The sequence below is a fragment of the Actinoplanes sandaracinus genome (genome assembly GCF_030009775.1).
GTDB classification, from domain to species: Bacteria; Actinomycetota; Actinomycetes; order Mycobacteriales; family Micromonosporaceae; genus Actinoplanes; species Actinoplanes sandaracinus.
On the sequence record NZ_JASCTH010000019.1, the window covers coordinates 83,433 to 102,916 of the forward strand.

Below are 19,484 nucleotides of genomic sequence, written 5' to 3' on the forward strand. Positions count from 1 at the left end.
AAGGACGTCCGCGCGACGGCTGGCCGGCACGGACACCGGTCAGCCGTCGCTCAGGCGTGCTACGAGCGCCGCGTGACACGTTCCAGCTACGGCCGGGCGGCGGGTTGGTCTTCGTCTCCGCGACCGGCCGGGGCAGGTGTCAGCCCCAGACCTCGGCGGCGGTCTCGGCGATCAAGGACAGCTTGGCCACCTGCTCGTCGTAGGTGAGGGTGTTGCCCTCGACGGTCGACGAGAAGCCGCACTGCGGTGACAGGCAGAGCTGTTCGAGCGGCACATGCCGGGCGGCCTCGTCGATGCGGCGTTTCAGGTCGTCCTTGGACTCCAGGGCGCCGCGTTTCGTGGTGACCAGACCCAGGACGACCATCTTTCCCGGCGGTACGAACCGCAGCGGGGCGAAGTCGCCGGAACGGTCGTCGTCGTACTCCAGGAAGAAGCCGTCGACGGCGAGCTCGCTGAACAGGGCCTCGGCGACGAAGTCGTAGCCGCCCTCGGCCGCCCACGACGAGCGGAAGTTGCCACGGCACATGTGGGTGGTGACGTTCAGGCCCTCGGGACGGCCGGCGATCGCGGCGTTGATCTGGCGGATGTACCGCAGATGCTGGTGCTCGGCGTCGTCGCCGCGTGCGGTGAGGAGCCGGCGCTGGGCCGGGTCGTTCAGATAGGCGAGGCTGGTGTCGTCGAGTTGCAGATAGCGGCAGCCGAGGGTGGCGACCCGCTGGACCTGATCGGCGTAGGCGGCGCTCAGGTCGGCCCAGAACCTCTCCTCGTCGGGGTAGACCGCCGGATCGATGGCCGCCCGGCCGCCCCGGTAGTGGACCATGCTGGGTGACGGGATCGTCAGCTTCGCGGTGACACCGGGCTCGGTCTGTGCGGCCAGGAACTCGAAGTCCGAGCCGAAGATCGTCTCCTCGAGACGGATCGGGCCGTCGACGGCCAGCGCGGCGGACTCGAAGTCGAGTTCGCCGCTCTCGTTGCGGAAGTGGACCTGGATCTTCTCGTCGGTCGGCCGGATGCCACCGAGCCGATAGATGAAGTCCATGTGCCAGGAGGTGCGGCGGAACTCGCCGTCGGTGGCCGAACGCAGGCCCACGTCCCGCTGCATCCGGACGACCTCACGGATCGCGTCGTCCTCGGCGGCGCGCAGCTCGTCGGCGCTGATCTCACCGACCGCGTGCTGCTCGCGGGCCTTGAGCAACCGCGGCGGGCGCAGCAGACTGCCGACGTGATCGGCGCGGAACGGAGGTTTGTCACGGAGCGTCATGGGCGGCGGCCTCCTTGGGCGGTGCTTCGCTGGCAATCGACGGTTCCGCTGTCAACCTACGCCGGAAGGTGATCAGTGGCCATCGATGCGAGCGGTTTCCGGGCGTGGGCGCCGGAGTCCGATCCGGCGAGCCCGCGGGACCGGCCGGGGCGGACCGGTTCCGTGCGTTCCCGACCGCCGGCCATGTGCCGCTTCACCGCTCAGGCGCCGTGGATTCGTGGGCCGGTCGTCCGCCGGTGGGCGGTCGCCAGGAGGTATCCGACGGCGCCCACTGCCAGCCAGGCGAGGGTGTGCGCGATCCCGGCCGGGCCGAGCCCCGCGTCGGCGGTGACGGCCCGGATCGCGAGCACCGGCCCGTGGCCCGGCAGGATCCCGTCGAGTGTGGTCACCCACGCCGGCACGCCGGACACGATCGCGGCGGCGAGGACGACGACCGGGACGATGACGGCGAGGATCCGGCCGCTGTTGCCGAAGGCGACCGCGATCGCCTGGTTGACCAGCAGGAAGGTGACGCTGACCAGGAGGTCGACGAGAAGCAGGGCGGCCAGTTCGACCGGGCCGGGAGTCAGCAGCGCCCCGGCGGCCGCGGTGACGAGCACGGCCTGCGCCCCGGCGAGCAGCAGCGGGCGGCGGGCGTTGACCGCGGCGAGCCGCCAGGTGGCGCCGTGCCAGGCGAGCGGGTCCCGGCCGGCGGCCGGGGTGATCAGGAAGATCAGCATGGCGCCGATCCAGAGGGCGATGGCGATGACCGCGCCCGCGATCAGGCCGCCGGTGCCGCCGATGCCGTGCACGTCGCCGGCCACCGGGGTGGCGGCGACGGTCTTGAGGTGTTCGCGTTCGGCGTCGGTGTAGGTGGGGACCTGGTCTCGGCCGTCGCCGAGCGAGGTGGAGAGAGCGCCCGCACCCTCGGCGAGCTTTCCGGAGCCGTCGGCGAGTTGCTGCCCGGCGTCTCCGGCCTCGCGGGCGCCGCCGGTGAGCCGGCCGGCGCCCGCCGCGGCGTCGGCCGTGCCGTCGGCGAGTTTCTCGGCGCCGGTGGCGGCCCGTCCCGCTCCGGTGGCGAGCCGGGACGCGCCGCCGGCGAGGCGGCCGGATCCGGTGGCGAGCCGCTGGGCTCCCTTGTCGACTCCGGCGGCGCCGGTGGCGGCCTGGTTCGCGCCGGTGGCGAGTTGCCGGGCCGCGGTGTCGGCCTGGCCGATCGCGGTGACCAGGCGCGGAGTCTGTCCGGCGAGGGCGGCGGCCCCGTCGGCGACCTGCCGGGAGCCGTCGGCCAGGGTGGTGATGCCGTCGCGGACTCCGACGACCTGGCCGCGCAGGCGGTCCTTGGCGGTCTCGGCGCCGCCGGCCTCGGTGACGATCCGGTCGGCGAGGGCCCGAAGCTGGTCGCACAGGTCGGCGGGAGTCTCGCACTGGTCGGCGAGCGCGCGGGCGCGTGCGGCCTCGGCGGTGAGGTCGGGCAGCGCGTCGATGCCGGAGACGGCCTTGTCGGCGAGCGGCACCACGGTGTCCGCGAGCTGTTTGTTGCCGTCGGCGACCTGACGTGCGCCGTCGGCCAGGGCGCGGGTCTGCTGTGGCAGGCCGGCGGTACTGCCGGCGAGGGCGCCGAGGCCGTCGGAGAGTTGTCCGGTGCCGGTGGCGAGTTGTTTCGTGCCGGTGGCGAGCCCCGCGGTTCCCTCGGCCAGCGTGGTGGCGCCGTCGTGCAGCTTCCGGGTGGCGGTGGCCATGTCACCCGCGCCGTCGCCGAGGTCCGCGACGCCGTCGGCGAGGTCGTCGCCGCCGGTGGCGAGTCGGTCGAGGCCGGTGGCGAGGTCGGCGCTGCCGTCGGCGAGCCGGTTCAGGCCGACGACGAGCCGTCCGCTGCCGTCGGCGAGCTTCCCGGCGCCGTCGGACAGGTCCCCGGCGCCGTCGGCGGCCTTGCCGAGTTGCCCGTGCATGGTGGTGAAGCCGACGTAGACGTTGTCGAGGTAGGTCTCGACGACGGTCCGGTTGAGAGTGGTGACGGCGGCGTCGGTCAGCATGCGAGCGACGATCGGGTCGACTCCGGCCGCGGCGCGGGAGGTGGTCACGTCGATGCGGGCCTGTTCGGCCTGCGAGGGGGTGTCACCGCCGGAGGAGACGGCGGCGGCGGAGAAGTTCGCCGGGATGGTGACGGCCACCGCGTACCCACCGGTGCGCAGACCCTCGGCCGCGTCGGCGGCGTCGGTGAGCACCCACGTGTAGTTGTCGCCGTCGTCGTTGACCAGGCGACCGGCGAGTTCCCGGCCGAGCGGGACGGTCTGCCCGTCACGCTGCACCGGCTCGTCGGAGTTGACGACGGCGGCGGTGACGGTGGCCAGCCGGTCGGCGGGACGGTCGAAGGCGGCGATCAGGGCGACGGCGATGAGCACCGGCACGAGCAGGATCCCGAGGTGCGGCAGACGGCGGCGGATCTTCATGCGTACACCTCGGTGGGGTTGAGATCGATGGCGCGCGGGGCGCCGAACGAGTCGCGGGCGGTGACGATCACCGTGGTTCCCTGGCGGGCGGCGTCGCGCAGCGCCCGCCAGACGGCCTCCCGCGGCTCGCTGCCAGGCACGTGGTCGAGGCCTTCGACCAGCAACAACGGCGGGGCGAGGCGGGCGGCGGCCACGGTCGCCCGGCCCGGCTCGGCGAGCACGGGGCAACGGACCAGAACAGCCTTCTGCCGTACGGTCGAAGCGCGCTGCGGAAGGACGAGGCCGAGAGTCTTCGCCTCGCCGGGCAGACCGGTGGCCCGGCCGCCGATCGCGTAGAGGAAGGCGCGGGTGGTGCCGGGGTCCCCGAGGACCTCGACGATCTCGCCCGGCCCGATCCGCAAGATGTCCGTGGTGTAGCCGGCCACGGCGACGACGTCGGTCGCGCCGGGTTCCGGCCAGTCGGCCAGGGCCAGTTCGCGGGTCAGCCCCTCCCCCTCCACGTCCAGCGACGGCAGGGCCCGGTCGAGGCGGCGCGGCAGCCACCAGGCCCGGTCACCGAGCAGCTGCAGCACCGCCGGGACCAGGGTCATCCGCACCAGGAAGGCGTCGACGAACACGCCGACGGCGAGACTGAACGAGATCGGTTTGATGGTGGCGCTGCCGTCCGGCACGAACGCCGCGAAGACGCCGAGCATGATGATCGCGGCGGCGACCACGACGGGCGCGGAGGCCCGGAATCCGGCGCCGACGGCGTGCCGGGCGTCGCCGGTGTGCACGTACTCCTCGCGGATGCGGGAGACCAGGAACAGCTCGTAGTCCATGGCCAAGCCGAACAGGACACCCATCAGGATGATCGGCAGGAAACTGATCACGCTGCCGGTGTGGCTGACGTGCAGCGTCTCGGCGAGCCAGCCGCGCTGGAAGACCAGCGCGGTGGCCCCGAAGGCGGCGCCGACCGACAGCAGGTATCCGGCGGTGGCCTTGACCGGCACGGCGATCGACCGGAACACCATGGTCAGCAGCACCAGCGACAGCCCGGCCACGAGCAGCCCGAACGGGAGCAGCGCGGCGCCGAGCCGGGCGGACACGTCGATGCCGACGGCGGTGATCCCGGTGACCGCGGTGTGCACGCCGAACTTCTCGTGCAGCGCGGGTTCCAGGGCGCGCAGCCGGTGCACGAGGTCGGTGGTGGCGGCCGAGTCGGGGGCGCTGTCCGGGATCACCTTGATGATGCCGACCTGGCCCTTCGGATCCGGGGTGGACAGTGCGACCAGAGCCACCCCGGGCAGCGCTTCGATCTCGGCGCCGAGACGGTCCATGTCACCGACCGGGTCCCGGCTGGAGATGATGTTCGCGGTCACCAGAAGGGGGCCGTTGTGTCCGGGTCCGAAGTGCTCGCTCACCGTGTCGTAGGTGGTGCGGGCCGCGCTGCCGTGCTCCTCGCTGCCGTTGTCGGGCAGGGCGAGCCGTAGTTCCCCGGCGGGCAGGGTCGCCATGCCGAGTCCGAGAACGATCACGATGATGGTGATGACCGGGCGGCGCGTCGCGAGGCGTACCCAATGGTGGAAGACGTTGATCTCGGGCAGGGTGAACCGGCGACGCCGGGGGCGCGGGCGCATGCGCTCGCCGGCCACCGCGAGCAGGGCCGGGATGAGGGTGACCGCGATGGCGACGGCGATCACCACGGCCAGGGCGGCGGCCAGGCCCATCGTGGTGAGGAACGGTATGCCGGCCACCGCGAGCCCGACCAGGGCGATGATGACGGTGAGTCCGGCGAAGACGACCGCCGACCCGGCCGTCGCTCCCGCGCGGGCGATCGACTCGTTCACGTCCAGGCCGTCGCGTAGCTGGTCGCGGTGCCGGGAGAGGATGAACAGGGCGTAGTCGATGCCGACGGCCAGGCCGAGCATCACCGCCAGCATGACGGCGGTGGACGGGACTCCGGCGACCACGGTGATGCCGTAGAGCAGCGACGCGGACAGGCCGACGCCGAGGACGGCGGTCAGCAGCGGGATCCCGGCGGCGATCATCGAGCCGAAGGTGATCAGCAGGACCATGAGCGCGACGAGCAGGCCGAGGCCTTCGGTGGGGCTGAGCTTCGGGACCCGGTCGGCGAACGCGTCACCGCCAGCCAGCACCGCGGCTCCCGGTCCGGCCCGCTGCCGCAGACCGTCGGCGACGGCGGTCAGCCGGACCCTGGTCTCCTCCTCGATCTCGGTGACCGAGACGTCCAGTTGCACCGTGATGATCGCCGCGCGACCGTCGGCGGAGATCGCGCCCTTGATCTTCTCGTCGTAGGGCGAGATCACGGCGATGACGTGTTCGACGCCCTTCGCCCGGTCGATCGCGTCGGTGACAGCGTCATGGACCGGTTGGTCCCGGACGCCACGGCCGTCCGGCAGCGTCAGGACGAGCTGCGCGGAGGCCCCGCTGACCTGCGGGAAGACTCGGGAGAGGGTGTCGAGTGCGGTCTGTGACGGCGAGCCGGGGATGGTGAACTCGTCGTCGGTGCCGGCCGAGACCAGGTTGCCGGCGCCGGCGATCACGAGGATGGCGAGCAGCCAGAGGGTGATGGTGCGCGCCCGGTGCCTGACGACAGCGGCCGCGACGCGATAGAGGGTCGAGGACACAGCCGGCCTCCGATGAGCGAACCTGCACAATCACGTGCAGGTTATCTTCTTGCTCATCGGTGTGCAATTAAGGGTGTCACTCTTCCTGTTCGCGCTTCTTGAGCTCCTCCTCGCGGCGGCGCAGGTCGGACTCCCACTTCTTCATCAGGTCCTCGTCCTGACCCTGCTGCTCGGCCCGCCGGGCCGCGATGCCGCGCAGGAACTCGGGGTCGTCGTCGGGCGAGACCGGCCGGGGCCGCTCGTTCTCCGGGAAGCCGCTGCCCGGTTTCCAGACGGTGCCGTTGCTCAGCCTGACCGGGCGGGCCGGGCGGCCCGCCACGAACCAGACGATCGCCCCGATCGGCGAGAACAGGAGGATGAGGATCACCCAGACGACCCGCGGCAGAGCCCGGATCTCATGCTCCTCGGCGGAGAGACAGGAAATCAGCGCGACGATGATCAACACCAGGTCGATCAGCGCGAACAGTCCGTAGAGACGAATCACGCCGGAGATGATGGCAGATGCGCGACCCCGGTGTGGTCCCGTCCGCCAGGTGCTCAGTCAGCGACCTGTTCCAGGGTGCGATCGTGGTGCAGCGAGGTGCGGGCCGTCTCCCGCGCGGCCAGGACCGCCACGACGGTCAGCGCCGAGGCGACCGTCATGTAGATCGCCACCGCGGTCGGGTCGGGATCGGTCACGTCGCCCAGCAGCTTGAGCGCGACGATCGGGGCCAGCGCCCCGGCCAGGATCGACGCGAGCTGATAGCCCACGGACGCGCCGGTGTAGCGCACCGAGGTGCCGAACAGCTCGGAGAAGAACGCCGCCTGCGGCGCGTACATCAGCGCGTGCAGGAACAGGCCGACCAGCACCGCCAGGATGATCTGCGGTGCGGAGCGGCTGTCGAGGAGCCCGAAGAACACGTACATCCAGATCGCGAGACCGACGGCCCCGGTCAGGTAGAGCGGCCGGCGGCCCACCCGGTCGGAGACCGCGCCGATCACCGGGATGATCACGAACTGCACGGCCGAGCCGATCAGCAACGCCGTCAGGATCAGGCCCTTGTCCGACGACGTGCCGGCGTACGTGGTCAGGTAGGTGATCGAGATGACGGTGACCAGGTAGTAGCCGATGTTCTCAGCCAGCCGCATGCCCATCGCGAGCAGGACCTCCCGCGGATAGCGGCGCACCACCTCCAGCAACGGCTGGTGGTCCATCCTCCGGTTGCGGCGGGCGGCCTGCGCCTGGGTGAAGACCGGCGACTCCGCGATGGTCATCCGCACCCAGAGCCCGACCAGCACCAGGATCGCACTGAGCAGGAACGGGATCCGCCACCCCCACGCCAGGAACTGGTCGTCCGGCTGCAGCAGGGCGAGCAGCCACAGCACCCCGGTGGCGAGCAGGTTGCCGAGCGCCACCCCGGCCTGCGGCCACGAGGACCAGAAGCCGCGACGGGCGTCGTCGCCGTGCTCGGCCGCCATCAGCACCGCGCCGCCCCATTCGCCGCCGACCGCGAAACCCTGGGCGAGGCGGCAGATCAGCAGCAGGATGGGGGCGGCGACGCCGATCGTCGCGTAGGTCGGCAGCAGTCCGATCGCGACGGTCGCCGCACCCATCAGCATGAGCGAGAGCACCAGCATCCTCTTACGGCCGACCCGATCACCGAAGTGGCCGAAGACGATGCCGCCGAGCGGCCGGGCCACGAAGCCGAGAGCGTAGGTGCCGAAGGCGAGCAGCGTGCCGGTGACCGGGTCCGACGCCGGGAAGAACAGCGCGCCGAAGACGAGGGCGGCGGCGGAGCCGTAGAGGAAGAAGTCGTACCACTCCACGGCGGTGCCGACCAGCGACGCGAAGACGACCTTGACGATGGGGGCACGTTCGGTGGCGATCGTGGCCATGCTGATCCTCTCGGGAGCTCACAGGATTCGGTGGTACCGGGACGCTACGTCCGGGACCGCCCGTGAACCCATGGACGCAGCCCACACATTGAGGGTCGTTCAGGTGGTGGCGTCGCCCAGGGGACCGCGCAGCCGGTGCAGGCGCAGCGCCAGTTGCAGGTCCAGAGCCCGCCCCGGCCGCTGCCAGTCGTCGCCGAGCAACTGCGCCACCCGGTCCAGCCGCTGGGTGACCGTGTTGACGTGCACGTGCAGCACCTCGGCCGCGCGGGCCAGTCCCCCACCGGCCTCGAAGTACGCCTCCAGGGTCCGGATCAGGGCGGTGCCACGCCGGGTGTCATAGTCGATCACCGGCCCGGCCACGCCGTCGACGAACCCGCCGACGTCCCGGCGGTCGCCGAGCAGCAGCCCCACATAGCCGAGGTCGGCGGTGCCCGCGCCGCTGCCGGCCCGGCCCAGGCTGATCAGGGCGCTGAGGCACTGATCGGCCTCCCGGTACGCGGCGGCGACGGCCTCGGCGCCACCCGCCGGCCCGGCCCCGCCCGCGGTGACCGGCCGGCCGAGCACCCGGCTGAGCTCCCTGGCCACGAGCCGGGCGGTGCCGGCCGGATCCGCGCCGGGCAGCAGCAGCGCCACCCGCCCGTCACGGGGCACGGCCAGGCCGTGCCGGGCGGCGGCGAACGTGCGGGCCCAGGAGGCGGCCCGCTGCCCGAGACCGTCGCCGGCGTCGTCCCCGGCGGCGACCACCACCCAGGGCGCGTCCACGTCGAGACCGAGCCGCGCGGCCCGCGACCGGACCGCGTCGGGATCGCGGACCGGCCGGCTGATCAGGTCGTCGAGCAGGTCACCGCGAACCTGCGCCTCGGCGTCGGCGACCGTTCGCCGGAACAGCAGCAACAGTGCGGTCACCTGTGCGGCACGCTCCACAATGCGCTGGTCCACATCGGTGAGCGGGCCGGACGGGCGCAGCACCAGCGCGCCCAGATTGTCCGCGCCGGCCACCACGGCCGCGATCACCAGGTCACCGCGGCGCACCCCGCGGCCCTCGCCACGGGAGGCGGCCACCGCCTCGTCGACGGCCGCACCGGCGGGTTCGGGCAGCTCGGTGGCGCAGCCCGGGGTACGGGCGGTGGCCAGAGCCCGGCCGTCCGCGTCGATCACCAGCAGCGCGCCGTCCAGCACGTCGACCAGGTCGGCGGCGACGTCCTCGACCCCGCCGCCGCGCAGCACCACCGCGGTCATCCGGTCGTGTGCGGCGGCCGCCCGCTCCACCGACGCGCTGTGCGCCTGGATCACCACGTTGGCGGCGGAGAGCTCGGTCAGCGCCGACCGGGTCTCGCTGAGCAGGCGCGCCGTGTCCAGGGCGACCGCGGCATGCGCCGCCAGCGACGACAGCAACGCGACCTCCTCCCGGGCGAACGGCCGCTCGGCGCGATCGGCCGCGAACAGCACACCGATCACGGCCGACCCCAACCTCATCGGTACGCCCAGAATCGCGACCAGACCCTCGTCACCGACCCCCTGGTCGATCTCCGCGGTGTGCTCGAACCGGGGATCGGTCGGGTAGTTCGCCGTCGCGTACGGCGCCCCGGTCAGTGCCACCAGCCCACCGAGACCGGCGCCGGGCGGCAGGCGCAGCCGCTGAAAGCTCGCCGCCACCGACCCGTCGGTGATCCGCATGTAGGTGTCCCCGCGCCCGGCGTCGTCGAGCGTCATGTAGGAGACGTCCACATTGAGCAGTGTCCGCACCCGGTGCACGATCGCCCGCAGCACCGCGTCCACGTCGCGCAGCCCGGCCAGGTCACCGGCCGTGTCGTAGAGGGCGGACAGCTCCTCCTCCCGCCGGCGGCGGCGTTCCAGCAGCGCCCGCACCTTCAGCGCGAGCAGTTTCGCCTCTTCCAGCCCGTCCAGTGCGGCACCGGAGATCCCGGCGGTGCGGGCGTCGACGACCGGCCGCTCGAACTCGACCAGCGCGGCCTCGCGCGCCAGCAGCTCGAGGTATTCCAGTCCGCTCGGCATGTCAGAGCACGGTCCGGCAGCCGGGGCCGAGCGTGACCACCCGCGTCGTCATGGCGCCACCCTACGAGCCGCCGGCGCCGCCATCCATGTGCACCGGCCCCATAGGCACCATGTTCCTCATGGCGACCGGCCACAGGTCCCGACGGATGCCCCTATTACCGGCAATCGGCCATGGGCTCACCCTCGATGGCGAATGATTCCTTTCGGGTGCGAAATCCGGACGAGGGGAACGACGTCATGAGCGAGCCCGTACCATCGGCTGCCCGCCTGCTCAGCAACGTGCGCATCGGCACCAAGATCCTGGTGGTCGTGCTGCTGGTCGCGGCGCTCGGCGGCGCGGTGGGCCTCTTCGCCCTCCGGCAGATGTCCACCCTCGCGGAAGCCGGCGAGAGCGAATACTCGCAGACCCTCAAGGCACAGGCGATCGCCGACGTACGGTCGGCGTTCAACCGCGCCCGCATCGACGCGCTGGAGTACCTGATGGCCGGTGACGCCGCCACCCGGGCCGCCGAGCGGCGCGACTTCGACGCCGAGGTCGGCACGGTCGCCGAGGCGGTCACCGGCTACCGGAGACTGGCCGGCGCCGACGCCGAACGCGACAGCCTCGCATCGTTCGACGACGCCTGGGAGCAGTACCTCACCATCGTCACGGACCGACTGTTCCCCCTCGCCGACCGGGGAGATCTGGCGCAGGTCCGCACCGTCCGGGCGACCGAGGTCCAGCCGCTCGTCGTCACCGTGCGGGACACGCTGACCGGCGTCTCGGACGCTGCCGTCGCCGACGCCACCGCCTCCCACGAGGAGGCAGCCGACGCCTACAGCCAGGGCCGCGCCATCGTCATCACCGCGATCGTGGCCGTTCTGCTGATCGGTGCGGCCATCGCGGTGATGTTCGCCCGGGGCCTCACCCAGCCCCTCGCCCATTGCGTACGGGTGCTGCGCCGCATCGACGAGGGCGACCTGACCGCCCGGACCCGAATCGGCGGCGCCGACGAGATCGGCGAACTCGCCACCGCGCTCAACCACACCGCCGAGACCGTCGCCGGTACCGTCCGGCAGGTGCGCGACGACGCCGCCGCCCTGGCCGGCACCTCCGACCGGCTGTCGACCATCGCCGAGGAGCTCAACCGGTCCGCGCGGACCACCGCCGATCAGGCCGGCTCCGTCTCCGCGGCCGCCGAGGTGATCTCCGCGAACGTGCAGACCGTCGCCGCCGGCACCGAGGAGATGAGCGCCTCCATCCGCGAGATCGCCACCAGCGCGGGCGACGCCGCCCAGGTCGCCGGCACCGCGACCACCGCCGCCGAGCGGACCAGCCACACGATGGCCAAACTCGGCCAGGCCAGCACCGAGATCAACGAGGTCATCAACGCGATCACCAGCATCGCCGAACAGACCAACCTGCTCGCCCTCAACGCCACCATCGAAGCGGCCCGGGCCGGCGAGGCCGGCAAGGGCTTCGCCGTCGTCGCCTCCGAGGTCAAGGATCTGGCCCAGGAGACGGCCCGGGCCACTGAGGACATCAGCAAGCGGATCGCCGCCATCCAGTCCGACACCGACGCGGCGGTGTCGGCGATCGCCGACATCGGCAACGTCATCGCCCAGATCAACGACTACACCACCACCATCGCCGCCGCCGTCGAGGAGCAGACCGCCACCACCGGCGAGATGGGCCGCAACGTCGCCGAGGCCGCCTCCGGCTCCGGTCACATCGCCGCCGACATCACCAATGTCGCCTCCACCGCCAACGAGACCACCCGGAGCGCGGGCGAGGCCCGCACCACCGCGGCCGAACTCGCCGGCATGGCCCAGCGCCTCGGCGCCGCCGTCAGCAACTACCAGGTCTGACCACCGGGTTTGCGAGAGACCGGCTGTCGTCCGGGCCACCGGACAGCCCGGACGAGCGGCTGGTCCTCGCTCACCAGGTGCGGCTGTTGCCGAGCCGGCGCGCCGCGGCGATGTCCGGCCCGCCGATCGGATGCAGGCGCGGCGCGGGCGGGCCCCGGTGATGGTCCATCAGCCCGATCCGTGCCGCGAGCAACCCGTCGCTACCCGCGATCAGCAGGCTGCCGCCGGCCCAGGCCAGCGCATTGATCCGGAAGTTGCACGGCAGGTGTGCCAGTCGGCTGCGGGCCCGGGGATCCCACAGCCGCACCACGCCGTCATCGCTCGCGATCGCGAGCAGGGCACGGCCGTTCGTGCCGGGCACCGCCGTCATCGCGGTGACCCGCCCGGCCGCGTCGGACAGCTCCCCGGCGGGAGCGGCGGTGATCGCGTTCCACAGCCGCGCCACACCGCCGTCGCCCGCCGCCGCGAGCAACGGCGGCCCGCCGTCGCCCGGCAGCGCCGCCAGGGCCCGGACGCCGTCGTCACGGTTCGCCGGTGTGCGTGCGACCAGCGAGCCGTCGACCGGATCCCACCACCGCACGTCGCCGAGCGTGCCCGCGGTGACCAGCCGGGTGCGACCCCGCCGGCCGGGCACCGCGGCCATCGCCCGCACCCATCCGACGTCGTCGCCGGAGTGACCGATGTTCATGTCGAGGGCGCGGGTACGGCCGATCGGGTCCCAGATCCGCACGGTCGAGCTGCCGGCGACGGCCAGCCAGGTCAGGCCGCCGTGGCCGGGCAGCACCGCCATGACCGGGTGCGAGAGGCCGCCGAACGAAGCGATCTCGTGCCCGGTGGCCGAGTCCCACAACCGCAGCCGCGCGTCGAGTCCGCGGCCACCCGCTCCCGCCGCGGCGATGACGGTCCTCCCGTCGGTCGCCGAGAGCACGGCCAGTGACGACCCCGGGTTCGCCTGGCCGTCGAACCGCCTGATCTTCGCGCCGGTCTCCGGGTCCCACAGTTGGAGCACTCCCTCGGCGCCCGCGGAGACGACGAGGTCACGACCGTCCGGCGCCCGCAGCCGGGCCAGGGCGCTGATCTCGTCCTCACCGCTGAGCGAACGCTCCGGTTCGGCCGTGACGCGGGGCCTCCAGATGCGGATCGTCTGATCGGCGCCCGCGGACGCGAGCCGTCTGCGGTCGCGTCCGGGCAGGAACACCAGCGCGTTGATGCCACCGGTGTGGCCGGCGAGGGGGGCGGCGGCGCTGTCGCCGTCGAAACTGCGGAACCGCACCGCCCGGTCGGTCCCGCCGGAGGCGAGCACCGTCTCGCCGAGCTCGGTCCGCAGCACCGCCAGGGCGTGGGCCCCGCCCACGTGGTCGCGCCACCATTCCACCTCGGCGCCGGTGAGCGGGTTCCAGACGCGCACGCCGTCGTACCGGCCCACCGCCGCGACGCGGTTCCGGCCGTCCACTCCGGGCAGTGCGGCAAGGGCCAGCACCCCGTCGGCCGCGATCGGCTCGTGGATCTCGTCGCCCTCGTCCAGATCCCAGAACCGGATCGTGCCGTCCTCACCCGCGGAGGCGATCACCCGGTCGGAGAGCACCGCCAGGGCGCGTACGGCCCCGCTGTGCCCGCGCAGGACCTTGACCGGGGCGCCCGAGCCCGGATCCCACAGTCGCACCGTGGCGTCGTCGCCGGCCGAGACGACGAGGTCGGGGCACACGGCCAGCGCGTGCACCGGACCGGCATGGCCGATCAGCCTGCGCAGTTCGACGCCCGTGTCCACCTCCCACAGCCGGACGACGGCGTCGGCTCCGGCCGAGGCGAGCACCCTCCCGGGCAGCATGGCCAGCGCCAGGACCGGCCCGGTATGACCGGTGAACTGCCGGAGCTCGACGCCGGTCGCCGGGTTCCACAGCCGTACCGTGTGATCCGATCCTCCGGAGACCAGCAGCGGGCGACCGCCGGCGACGGTGAGGGCGGTGATCGCCCGGACCGTTCCGTCGTGGCCGTGCAGGATGCCGTGGCGTGGATAGGGAGTCAGGTTCGCCCAGCGCAGACACCACAGCCCGGGACGGGCCGATTCGCCACGGAAGTCGCTGACGGCCCGGGTTCTGGCCATGGCCAGGTGCCGGAGGACACGGCGGAGCGAGCGATCGGCGGTGATCAGGTCGCCGCGGGCCGTGTGAACCGCCGCGACGGCCGGCGGCAGTTGCGGGTCGCCCAGGCCCGCCACGGCGGCGACCACGCCGGCCGGGTCCAGTTCGTCCAAAACATCGGGCCGCCACGCGAGCAGCCCCCACGCGGCGGTGCCCACCTGGGCGGCATGACCGGCCAGGTGGTGGACGACATAGGGGTTGAGTCCCCCGGCCGACAGCAGGACGCCCAGGATCCGCCGGTGCAGAACCGTCATGTCCGTCCCCGGCCAGTTCAGCAGGTGCTCCTGGAACGTCCGGTGCGCGAGACGATAGACGCTCTGCCCCGCCTCGACGTCCACCATGAGGTAGGGCGCCGCGTCCCGCAGCAGGCCCGAGATCGCGGCGTCCTCGACGGTCTCCCCGCCCGGCAGCGCCGACGCGACGAGTTCCCAGATCCCGTCACGGATCGGGAGTCCTCGTCCCAGCCCCAGGCTCAGCGCCCGCAGGAGCACCGGGTATGCCAGGTCACGCTGGGACATCCGCTTCACCGCCGCGGCGAACAGCCCTCGATGGCCGCCGTTGAGCAGCTCGGCCAGCATGGCGGAGGATCCGGGGAACAACAGGTCGGGCCGCGCCGCCACCTCGTGGACGGCCAGACGGGCGTACAGGAAATGTTGCCTGCGGGCCGCGATCGCCGCCGCTATCCGGTCCGCGGCCTCGGGTGTGGCCGCGGTCAGCGATCCGACCCGCCGCCGGACGTACCGCCGGACGGCTTCGGTGTCCCGGGGCACCTCCACCGTGGTGGGCCGGCCGAGAGCCTCCAGAAGGTCGTCGGAGACGGGCGGGGGCAGGTCGGGGCCCTCCAGAGTGGATCGCCGGGTCCCCACGATCACCCGGACGCCGGGCACCGCGGCGAGGGCCGGCAGGATCCGGCCCGCGAGCACGATCGGCTGCTGGGCTTCGTCGAGGGCATCGAACAACAGAGTCGCGCGGACGCCTGACAGCGCGGCCGTCAGCCATCTCAGCTGGGCGCCGACCGTTGCCAGAGCGGCCGGGACGGCTCCGAGCCGCAGGTCGGCGGCGATCCGGCCGATGGCGTCCGCGGCCGTCAGACCGGTGAGGAGCAGCGCCGTGTCGAAGACGTCGGCCGGCGGCCGGGCCTCGTCGCTCACCGGACCGATCAGTTCGTTGGCGGTCATGACGTCGACGAACCCCGGCTGGGAGAGGGCGACCGCCTGGCCGAGCAGCGCCGACTTGCCGCTTCCGGGCGGGCCGGTGACCACCAGCATCCCGGACCGGGCGGTCCGCAACCAGGAGGCGATCTCCGCGAGCTGCCGCTCGCGGCCCTCGAAATACCAGAGCAACTCGCCGGTCTCGCCGCCCTGCGCCTTGGTGAGGAAGTGCCGCCGCACGTCGTCGGGCAGGTCGGCGAGCAGGCGTTTCAGCTCGTCGTCGACGTCGACCGCGATCGGCGGGGTCGCAGGCGAGGGAAGCACCCGCCGCAGGGCCGACTCGCCCAGCCGGCGCGGCACCACATGGCTGCCCTGAAGGGTTCGCTCCAGTTGCCGGGCCAGGTCCCAGAGTTCGATGGTCTCCGCGGCGCGGAAGGTGTTCTCCAGGCAGTGGGCGAGCGCGTCCGCGAACGTCCCCAGCCGGATCGATCCGGCGCCGGAGACGCCGATCAGCAGGACCCGCCCGGGACTGTGCGGCATCCGGCTGAGCGACGACTCGACGAGTTCGACGAACCGGGACGAGCGGCAGGCCTCGACGACCACCACCGCCCAGGATCCGGGAGACATCGACTGCCGGTCGGCGATCATCGCGGCGAGGACGTCCGGCCGCAGACCGCTCACCCCGACGTGCGCTGGGCTCAGGTGGTGCGCCAGAGCGGCGTCCTCGTTGTTGGACCAGCCGTGACCGGCCCAGTAGAGGACGGTGTCACTGTCGGGCTCGCCGTCACGCCACTCGGTCAGGCGTTTGACGACCGCGTCGCCGCCGCGTTCGCGCATCGGGGCCGGCCACGGCACGTGCCGGCCGCCGAACACGGCGAGCGAGCGGCAGACCCGCTCGATCTCCGGGTCCACGGCCAGGTCTTGCAGGCCGGAGTCCTGGTAGGCCCCGATCCCGACCGGGAACACCGCGATGCGCGGCTCCTCGCTCATGACGGTTCGGTGACCAGGGTGAGCTGGCGGACCGGGCTCCAGCCGCCGCCGGCGACCTCGACGCGGTAGAGGCCGGGCCGTCCCGCGGTGACCGGGGCGATCCACCGGCCGTCGCGACGCTCGACCTTCAGGATCTCCAGCACCCGGCCGGACCCGGCGTCGCTGAAGGTCACGACCGCTTCGCGGGGGCGGTCGATGCCGGTGATCCGGACCCCGAACTCCTCGCCGGGCAGGGCGAGATCGGGCACCTCGACGCCGATCTCGGCGGCGGCGAGCGGCGGGCCGAGCCGGTCCGGGTCCTGCTCGGTGATGACGCCCCGGACGAAGGCGGCGGCCTCGTCGGTGCGGGCCAGTGGTCCGTGCTGCTGCGGCAGGTAGTCCGGCGGCACCCGCAGCGACGCCGAGTTCCGGTAGACCGTTCCGTCCCCGCCGGCGTCGATCCACCGGGCGGCGCCGCCGGGGCCGTCGGTCCACAGTCCCTCGTGGGTGGTCACGACACCGTCGACGACGGTCAGGCTCTGGGCGGTCGGCTGGGAGGTGCCGACCATGCAGCGGTGGGCCACGGGTTCCACTTCGGCGAGTTCGCGGTGGAGTCGCCACGCGCCGGCGACCAGGCCGGGGTCACCACCGAGCCCGACGGCGTCACTCTCGGTCAGGCGACGGCCGGGTGCGCCCTCGTTGACGCACCGGTACGAGGGCAGCAGGTCGTGCACTCCGGGGAGGGAGCGCACGAGGGCTCGTACCCCCTCGTCCGCGTCTTCGCGAAAGAGGTGGCGCGCGGGCCGCCGGGAGGGCAGCGGCAGCGGAGCGCCGCGCCCGGTGTTGAGCAGGACCGCCGCTTTCACCGAACCGTAGAACGGTGTGCCGAGAGTGATCGTCGCGCGGACGTCGTCGGTGGCTCCGGGGATCCGGGACAGATAGCGGGCGAGCAGCCCACCCATCGAGTGCGCCACGATCACCACCTGGGCGGGCCGTTCGTCCGGATGCAGCCGCCGCAGCTCGTCGTGCGACGGGTCGGCGCGCCACTGATCCAGAGCGGTCGCGATCGTCTCGGCGAGCAGGCCGGCGTTGTGTGCGACCGGCAGCCGCCAGTCATAGGCGAAACGCACGATCTGGGCGTCCGCCACCACCGCGCGGCGGGCCGCCTCGACAAGGCGTTCATAAGGTTCGAAACCCTGGAAACCGATGGCGTACGCGGGGAAGCGCAACAGTCCGGACGGGGTGACCCGGCCGTACCGCCCGGCTCGTTCGTCCTCGTCGAGCCGCAGCGCCGCCAACCCGGACCCGGTGCTCCAGGCCTTCACGTACCAGCCGAGGTCGCGCAGTCCCCACAGTTTCGCGCCGGTCGCCGTGTCGGTCAGCTCGCTGCCCATGATCCCGGGCACGACGACCACGAGATCGTGCGACTGCCCCCGGTCCACCGCACCAGTGATCAACTCACCACGCACCGTCATGAGGCAGAACCATAGCCGCCGCTCCGGCCGCGACGCCTCGCACAAGCGGACAGTCGCGGCCGGACAGTCGCACCCGACTTCTCGGCCGGTGGCCCCGGACCCGGGATCCCGGTCAGGTCAGGTGCAGGCGGGGCCAGGTGGCGAGGTCGCTGAGCAGCCGGCGGTCGTGGGTGGCGACCACGATGGCGGCCGGGGTGGCCAGCAGGGCCTCGGTCAACTCGTCGACGAGGGTGGACGACAGGTGGTTGGTGGGCTCGTCGAAGATCAGCAGATCGGGCTGTTCCACCAGGTGGAGGGCCAGGTCCAGGCGACGCTGCTGGCCCTGGGAGAGGAGCCGGACCGGGGTGCGCAGAGCCTCGGCGTCGAGGAGGCCGCCGGTGCTGCGGCCGGCCAGCAGCCGGTGCGGCGTGGTGTCGTCGGGCCGGTCCGGCACCTCCTGCGCGATCAGGCCGATCCGGGCGCCCGGTGCACGGTGGACCGTGCCGGTGGCCGGTCGCAGCCGCCCGGCCAGAATGGACAGCAGGGTGGACTTGCCGGCGCCGTTGGCACCGGTGACCAGCAGGCGGTCGCCGCCGGCCAGGCTGAGGGTGACCGGCCGGTCGAGACGGCCGGGGACCCGCACCTGGTCGGCGCGCAGCAGCGGCACGCCCTTGCGGGTGCCGAGTTCCGGCCAGCGCAGCGCCGGCGGCGGCTCCGGCACGGTGATCCGGTGTGCCTCGAGGGCCTCCCGGTCACGGTGGAGCGCCTGCACCACACCGGGCGTGCGGGACTGGCGTTTGTGCTTGTCGACACCCTTGTCCGGGCGCCAGCCGGTGCTCAGCCGGCCCCGTGCGCGATCGACGGCCTCGGCCAGGCGGCGATGCTCGGCCTGCTGTTCGGCATGTTCGTGCAGCCATCGTTCGCGGTCCCGGCGGCGGCCGTGCTGCCACTGGTCGTAACCGCCGGCGTATCTCCGGGCCCGCCCGTCCTGGCTGGGGTCCAGGTCGATGAACTCGCGGGCGACGTCGTGCAGAAGTTGCCGGTCATGGCTGACCAGGGCGACGCCACCGGGGTGGGCGCGCAGCCGGGTGGTGAGGAACGTCAGGCCCGCGGCGTCCAGGTGGTTGGTCGGCTCGTCGAGCAGCAGCAGGTCGTGGTGGGCGCCGAGCAGGCACGCCAGCCGGACCCGGTAGCGCTGGCCGACGGAGAGGGTGCGCAGCTCACGGGCACGGTCGGTGCACGCGTGCAGGGCTTCGAGGGCAATGTCGACGCGACGTTCGGCGTCCCAGGCGTCCAGGTGGGTGGCGGCTTCCAGCGCCGCGGCGTAGCGGTCCTCCGCGTCCTGGCCGGGGGCGCCCAGTGCTTCTGCCGCCTCGCCGAGGGCCGCCAGTGCGGCACGGGACTCCAGCAGCGCCGCACCGGTGAGGGTGCCCACGGTGTCGCCGGGCCGGGCGGCGAGTGTCTGGGCGGCCAGCCCGATCGTGCCGGCCCGCTGGACCGTGCCGGCGTCGGGCGTGATCAGACCGGCCAGGACGTGCAGCAGAGTGGTCTTGCCGCGCCCGTTCTCCCCGACCACCGCCAGGCGGGACCCGGCCGAGATGGTGACCGAGACGTGGTCGAGGACCAGGCGGCCGCCCAGTCGGATGGTGACGTTGTCGGCACGAAGATGTGCAACAGACATGGTGAGGTGCGCTCCGCGGCTCGAGG

Annotated in this window: 10 protein-coding genes; 1 reads left to right on the plus strand and 9 read right to left on the minus strand. The window is 72.9% G+C overall.

The genetic code is table 11. From position 1 onward, the window contains the following. Window positions 1-139: 139 nt before the first annotated feature. The 6 genes from QLQ12_RS27375 to QLQ12_RS27400 all read right to left on the minus strand — a co-directional run bounded on the left by QLQ12_RS27375 (window position 140) and on the right by QLQ12_RS27400 (window position 10,214). Window positions 140-1,261 carry a 5-methyltetrahydropteroyltriglutamate--homocysteine S-methyltransferase gene (locus QLQ12_RS27375; RefSeq protein WP_282763381.1) on the minus strand — a complete coding sequence of 374 codons (1,122 nt, stop codon included), beginning with the start codon at window positions 1,259-1,261 and terminating at the stop codon, window positions 140-142. A gap of 200 nt (window positions 1,262-1,461) precedes the next feature. Then, on the minus strand, window positions 1,462-3,693 hold the full coding sequence (locus QLQ12_RS27380) for a YhgE/Pip domain-containing protein (RefSeq protein WP_282763382.1): 2,232 nt from the start codon (window positions 3,691-3,693) through the stop codon (window positions 1,462-1,464). After that, a complete protein-coding gene (locus tag QLQ12_RS27385) occupies window positions 3,690-6,323 on the minus strand; it encodes an MMPL family transporter (RefSeq protein WP_282763383.1) in 2,634 nt (877 codons plus the stop codon). The genes QLQ12_RS27380 and QLQ12_RS27385 overlap by 4 nt, the downstream gene beginning before the upstream one ends. Before the next feature lie 76 nt (window positions 6,324-6,399). Continuing rightward, window positions 6,400-6,807 carry a PLD nuclease N-terminal domain-containing protein gene (locus tag QLQ12_RS27390; protein WP_282763384.1) on the minus strand — a complete coding sequence of 136 codons (408 nt, stop codon included), beginning with the start codon at window positions 6,805-6,807 and terminating at the stop codon, window positions 6,400-6,402. Window positions 6,808-6,860: 53 nt separating this feature from the next. Beyond that, window positions 6,861-8,198 (minus strand): MFS transporter, encoded by a 1,338-nt coding sequence (locus QLQ12_RS27395; protein WP_282763385.1) that lies wholly within the window; start codon window positions 8,196-8,198, stop codon window positions 6,861-6,863. Window positions 8,199-8,297: 99 nt separating this feature from the next. Next, on the minus strand, window positions 8,298-10,214 hold the full coding sequence (locus QLQ12_RS27400; protein WP_282763386.1) for a helix-turn-helix domain-containing protein: 1,917 nt from the start codon (window positions 10,212-10,214) through the stop codon (window positions 8,298-8,300). A gap of 237 nt (window positions 10,215-10,451) precedes the next feature. On the opposite strand from QLQ12_RS27400, the gene QLQ12_RS27405 reads away from it, so the two are divergent. Next, window positions 10,452-12,062: a methyl-accepting chemotaxis protein gene (locus QLQ12_RS27405; protein ID WP_282763388.1), complete on the plus strand. Its 1,611-nt coding sequence runs from the start codon at window positions 10,452-10,454 to the stop codon at window positions 12,060-12,062. 70 nt (window positions 12,063-12,132) lie between these two features. Here the strand turns inward: QLQ12_RS27405 and QLQ12_RS27410 are convergent, their stop codons facing one another. From QLQ12_RS27410 to QLQ12_RS27420, 3 genes are all read right to left on the minus strand, one after another. Beyond that, on the minus strand, window positions 12,133-16,344 hold the full coding sequence (locus tag QLQ12_RS27410; RefSeq protein ID WP_282763389.1) for a hypothetical protein: 4,212 nt from the start codon (window positions 16,342-16,344) through the stop codon (window positions 12,133-12,135). Further along, entirely contained in the window at window positions 16,341-17,798 is a 1,458-nt protein-coding gene (locus tag QLQ12_RS27415) for an esterase/lipase family protein (protein ID WP_282763390.1), read from the minus strand. The genes QLQ12_RS27410 and QLQ12_RS27415 overlap by 4 nt, the downstream gene beginning before the upstream one ends. Window positions 17,799-17,910: 112 nt before the next feature. After that, window positions 17,911-19,458, minus strand: a complete 1,548-nt coding sequence (locus QLQ12_RS27420) for an ABC-F family ATP-binding cassette domain-containing protein (protein ID WP_282763391.1) — start codon at window positions 19,456-19,458, stop codon at window positions 17,911-17,913. Window positions 19,459-19,484: the final 26 nt, after the last annotated feature.

Bases quoted from the DNA above. Each gene is read 5' to 3' on its own strand.
- QLQ12_RS27415 (WP_282763390.1), bottom strand. From the start codon at position 17,798: ATGACGGTGCGTGGTGAGTTGATCACTGGTGCGGTGGACCGGGGGCAG.
- QLQ12_RS27395 (WP_282763385.1), bottom strand. From the start codon at position 8,198: ATGGCCACGATCGCCACCGAACGTGCCCCCATCGTCAAGGTCGTCTTC.
- QLQ12_RS27405 (WP_282763388.1), top strand. From the start codon at position 10,452: ATGAGCGAGCCCGTACCATCGGCTGCCCGCCTGCTCAGCAACGTGCGC.
- QLQ12_RS27400 (WP_282763386.1), bottom strand. From the start codon at position 10,214: ATGCCGAGCGGACTGGAATACCTCGAGCTGCTGGCGCGCGAGGCCGCG.
- QLQ12_RS27380 (WP_282763382.1), bottom strand. From the start codon at position 3,693: ATGAAGATCCGCCGCCGTCTGCCGCACCTCGGGATCCTGCTCGTGCCG.
- QLQ12_RS27375 (WP_282763381.1), bottom strand. From the start codon at position 1,261: ATGACGCTCCGTGACAAACCTCCGTTCCGCGCCGATCACGTCGGCAGT.
- QLQ12_RS27420 (WP_282763391.1), bottom strand. From the start codon at position 19,458: ATGTCTGTTGCACATCTTCGTGCCGACAACGTCACCATCCGACTGGGC.
- QLQ12_RS27410 (WP_282763389.1), bottom strand. From the start codon at position 16,344: ATGAGCGAGGAGCCGCGCATCGCGGTGTTCCCGGTCGGGATCGGGGCC.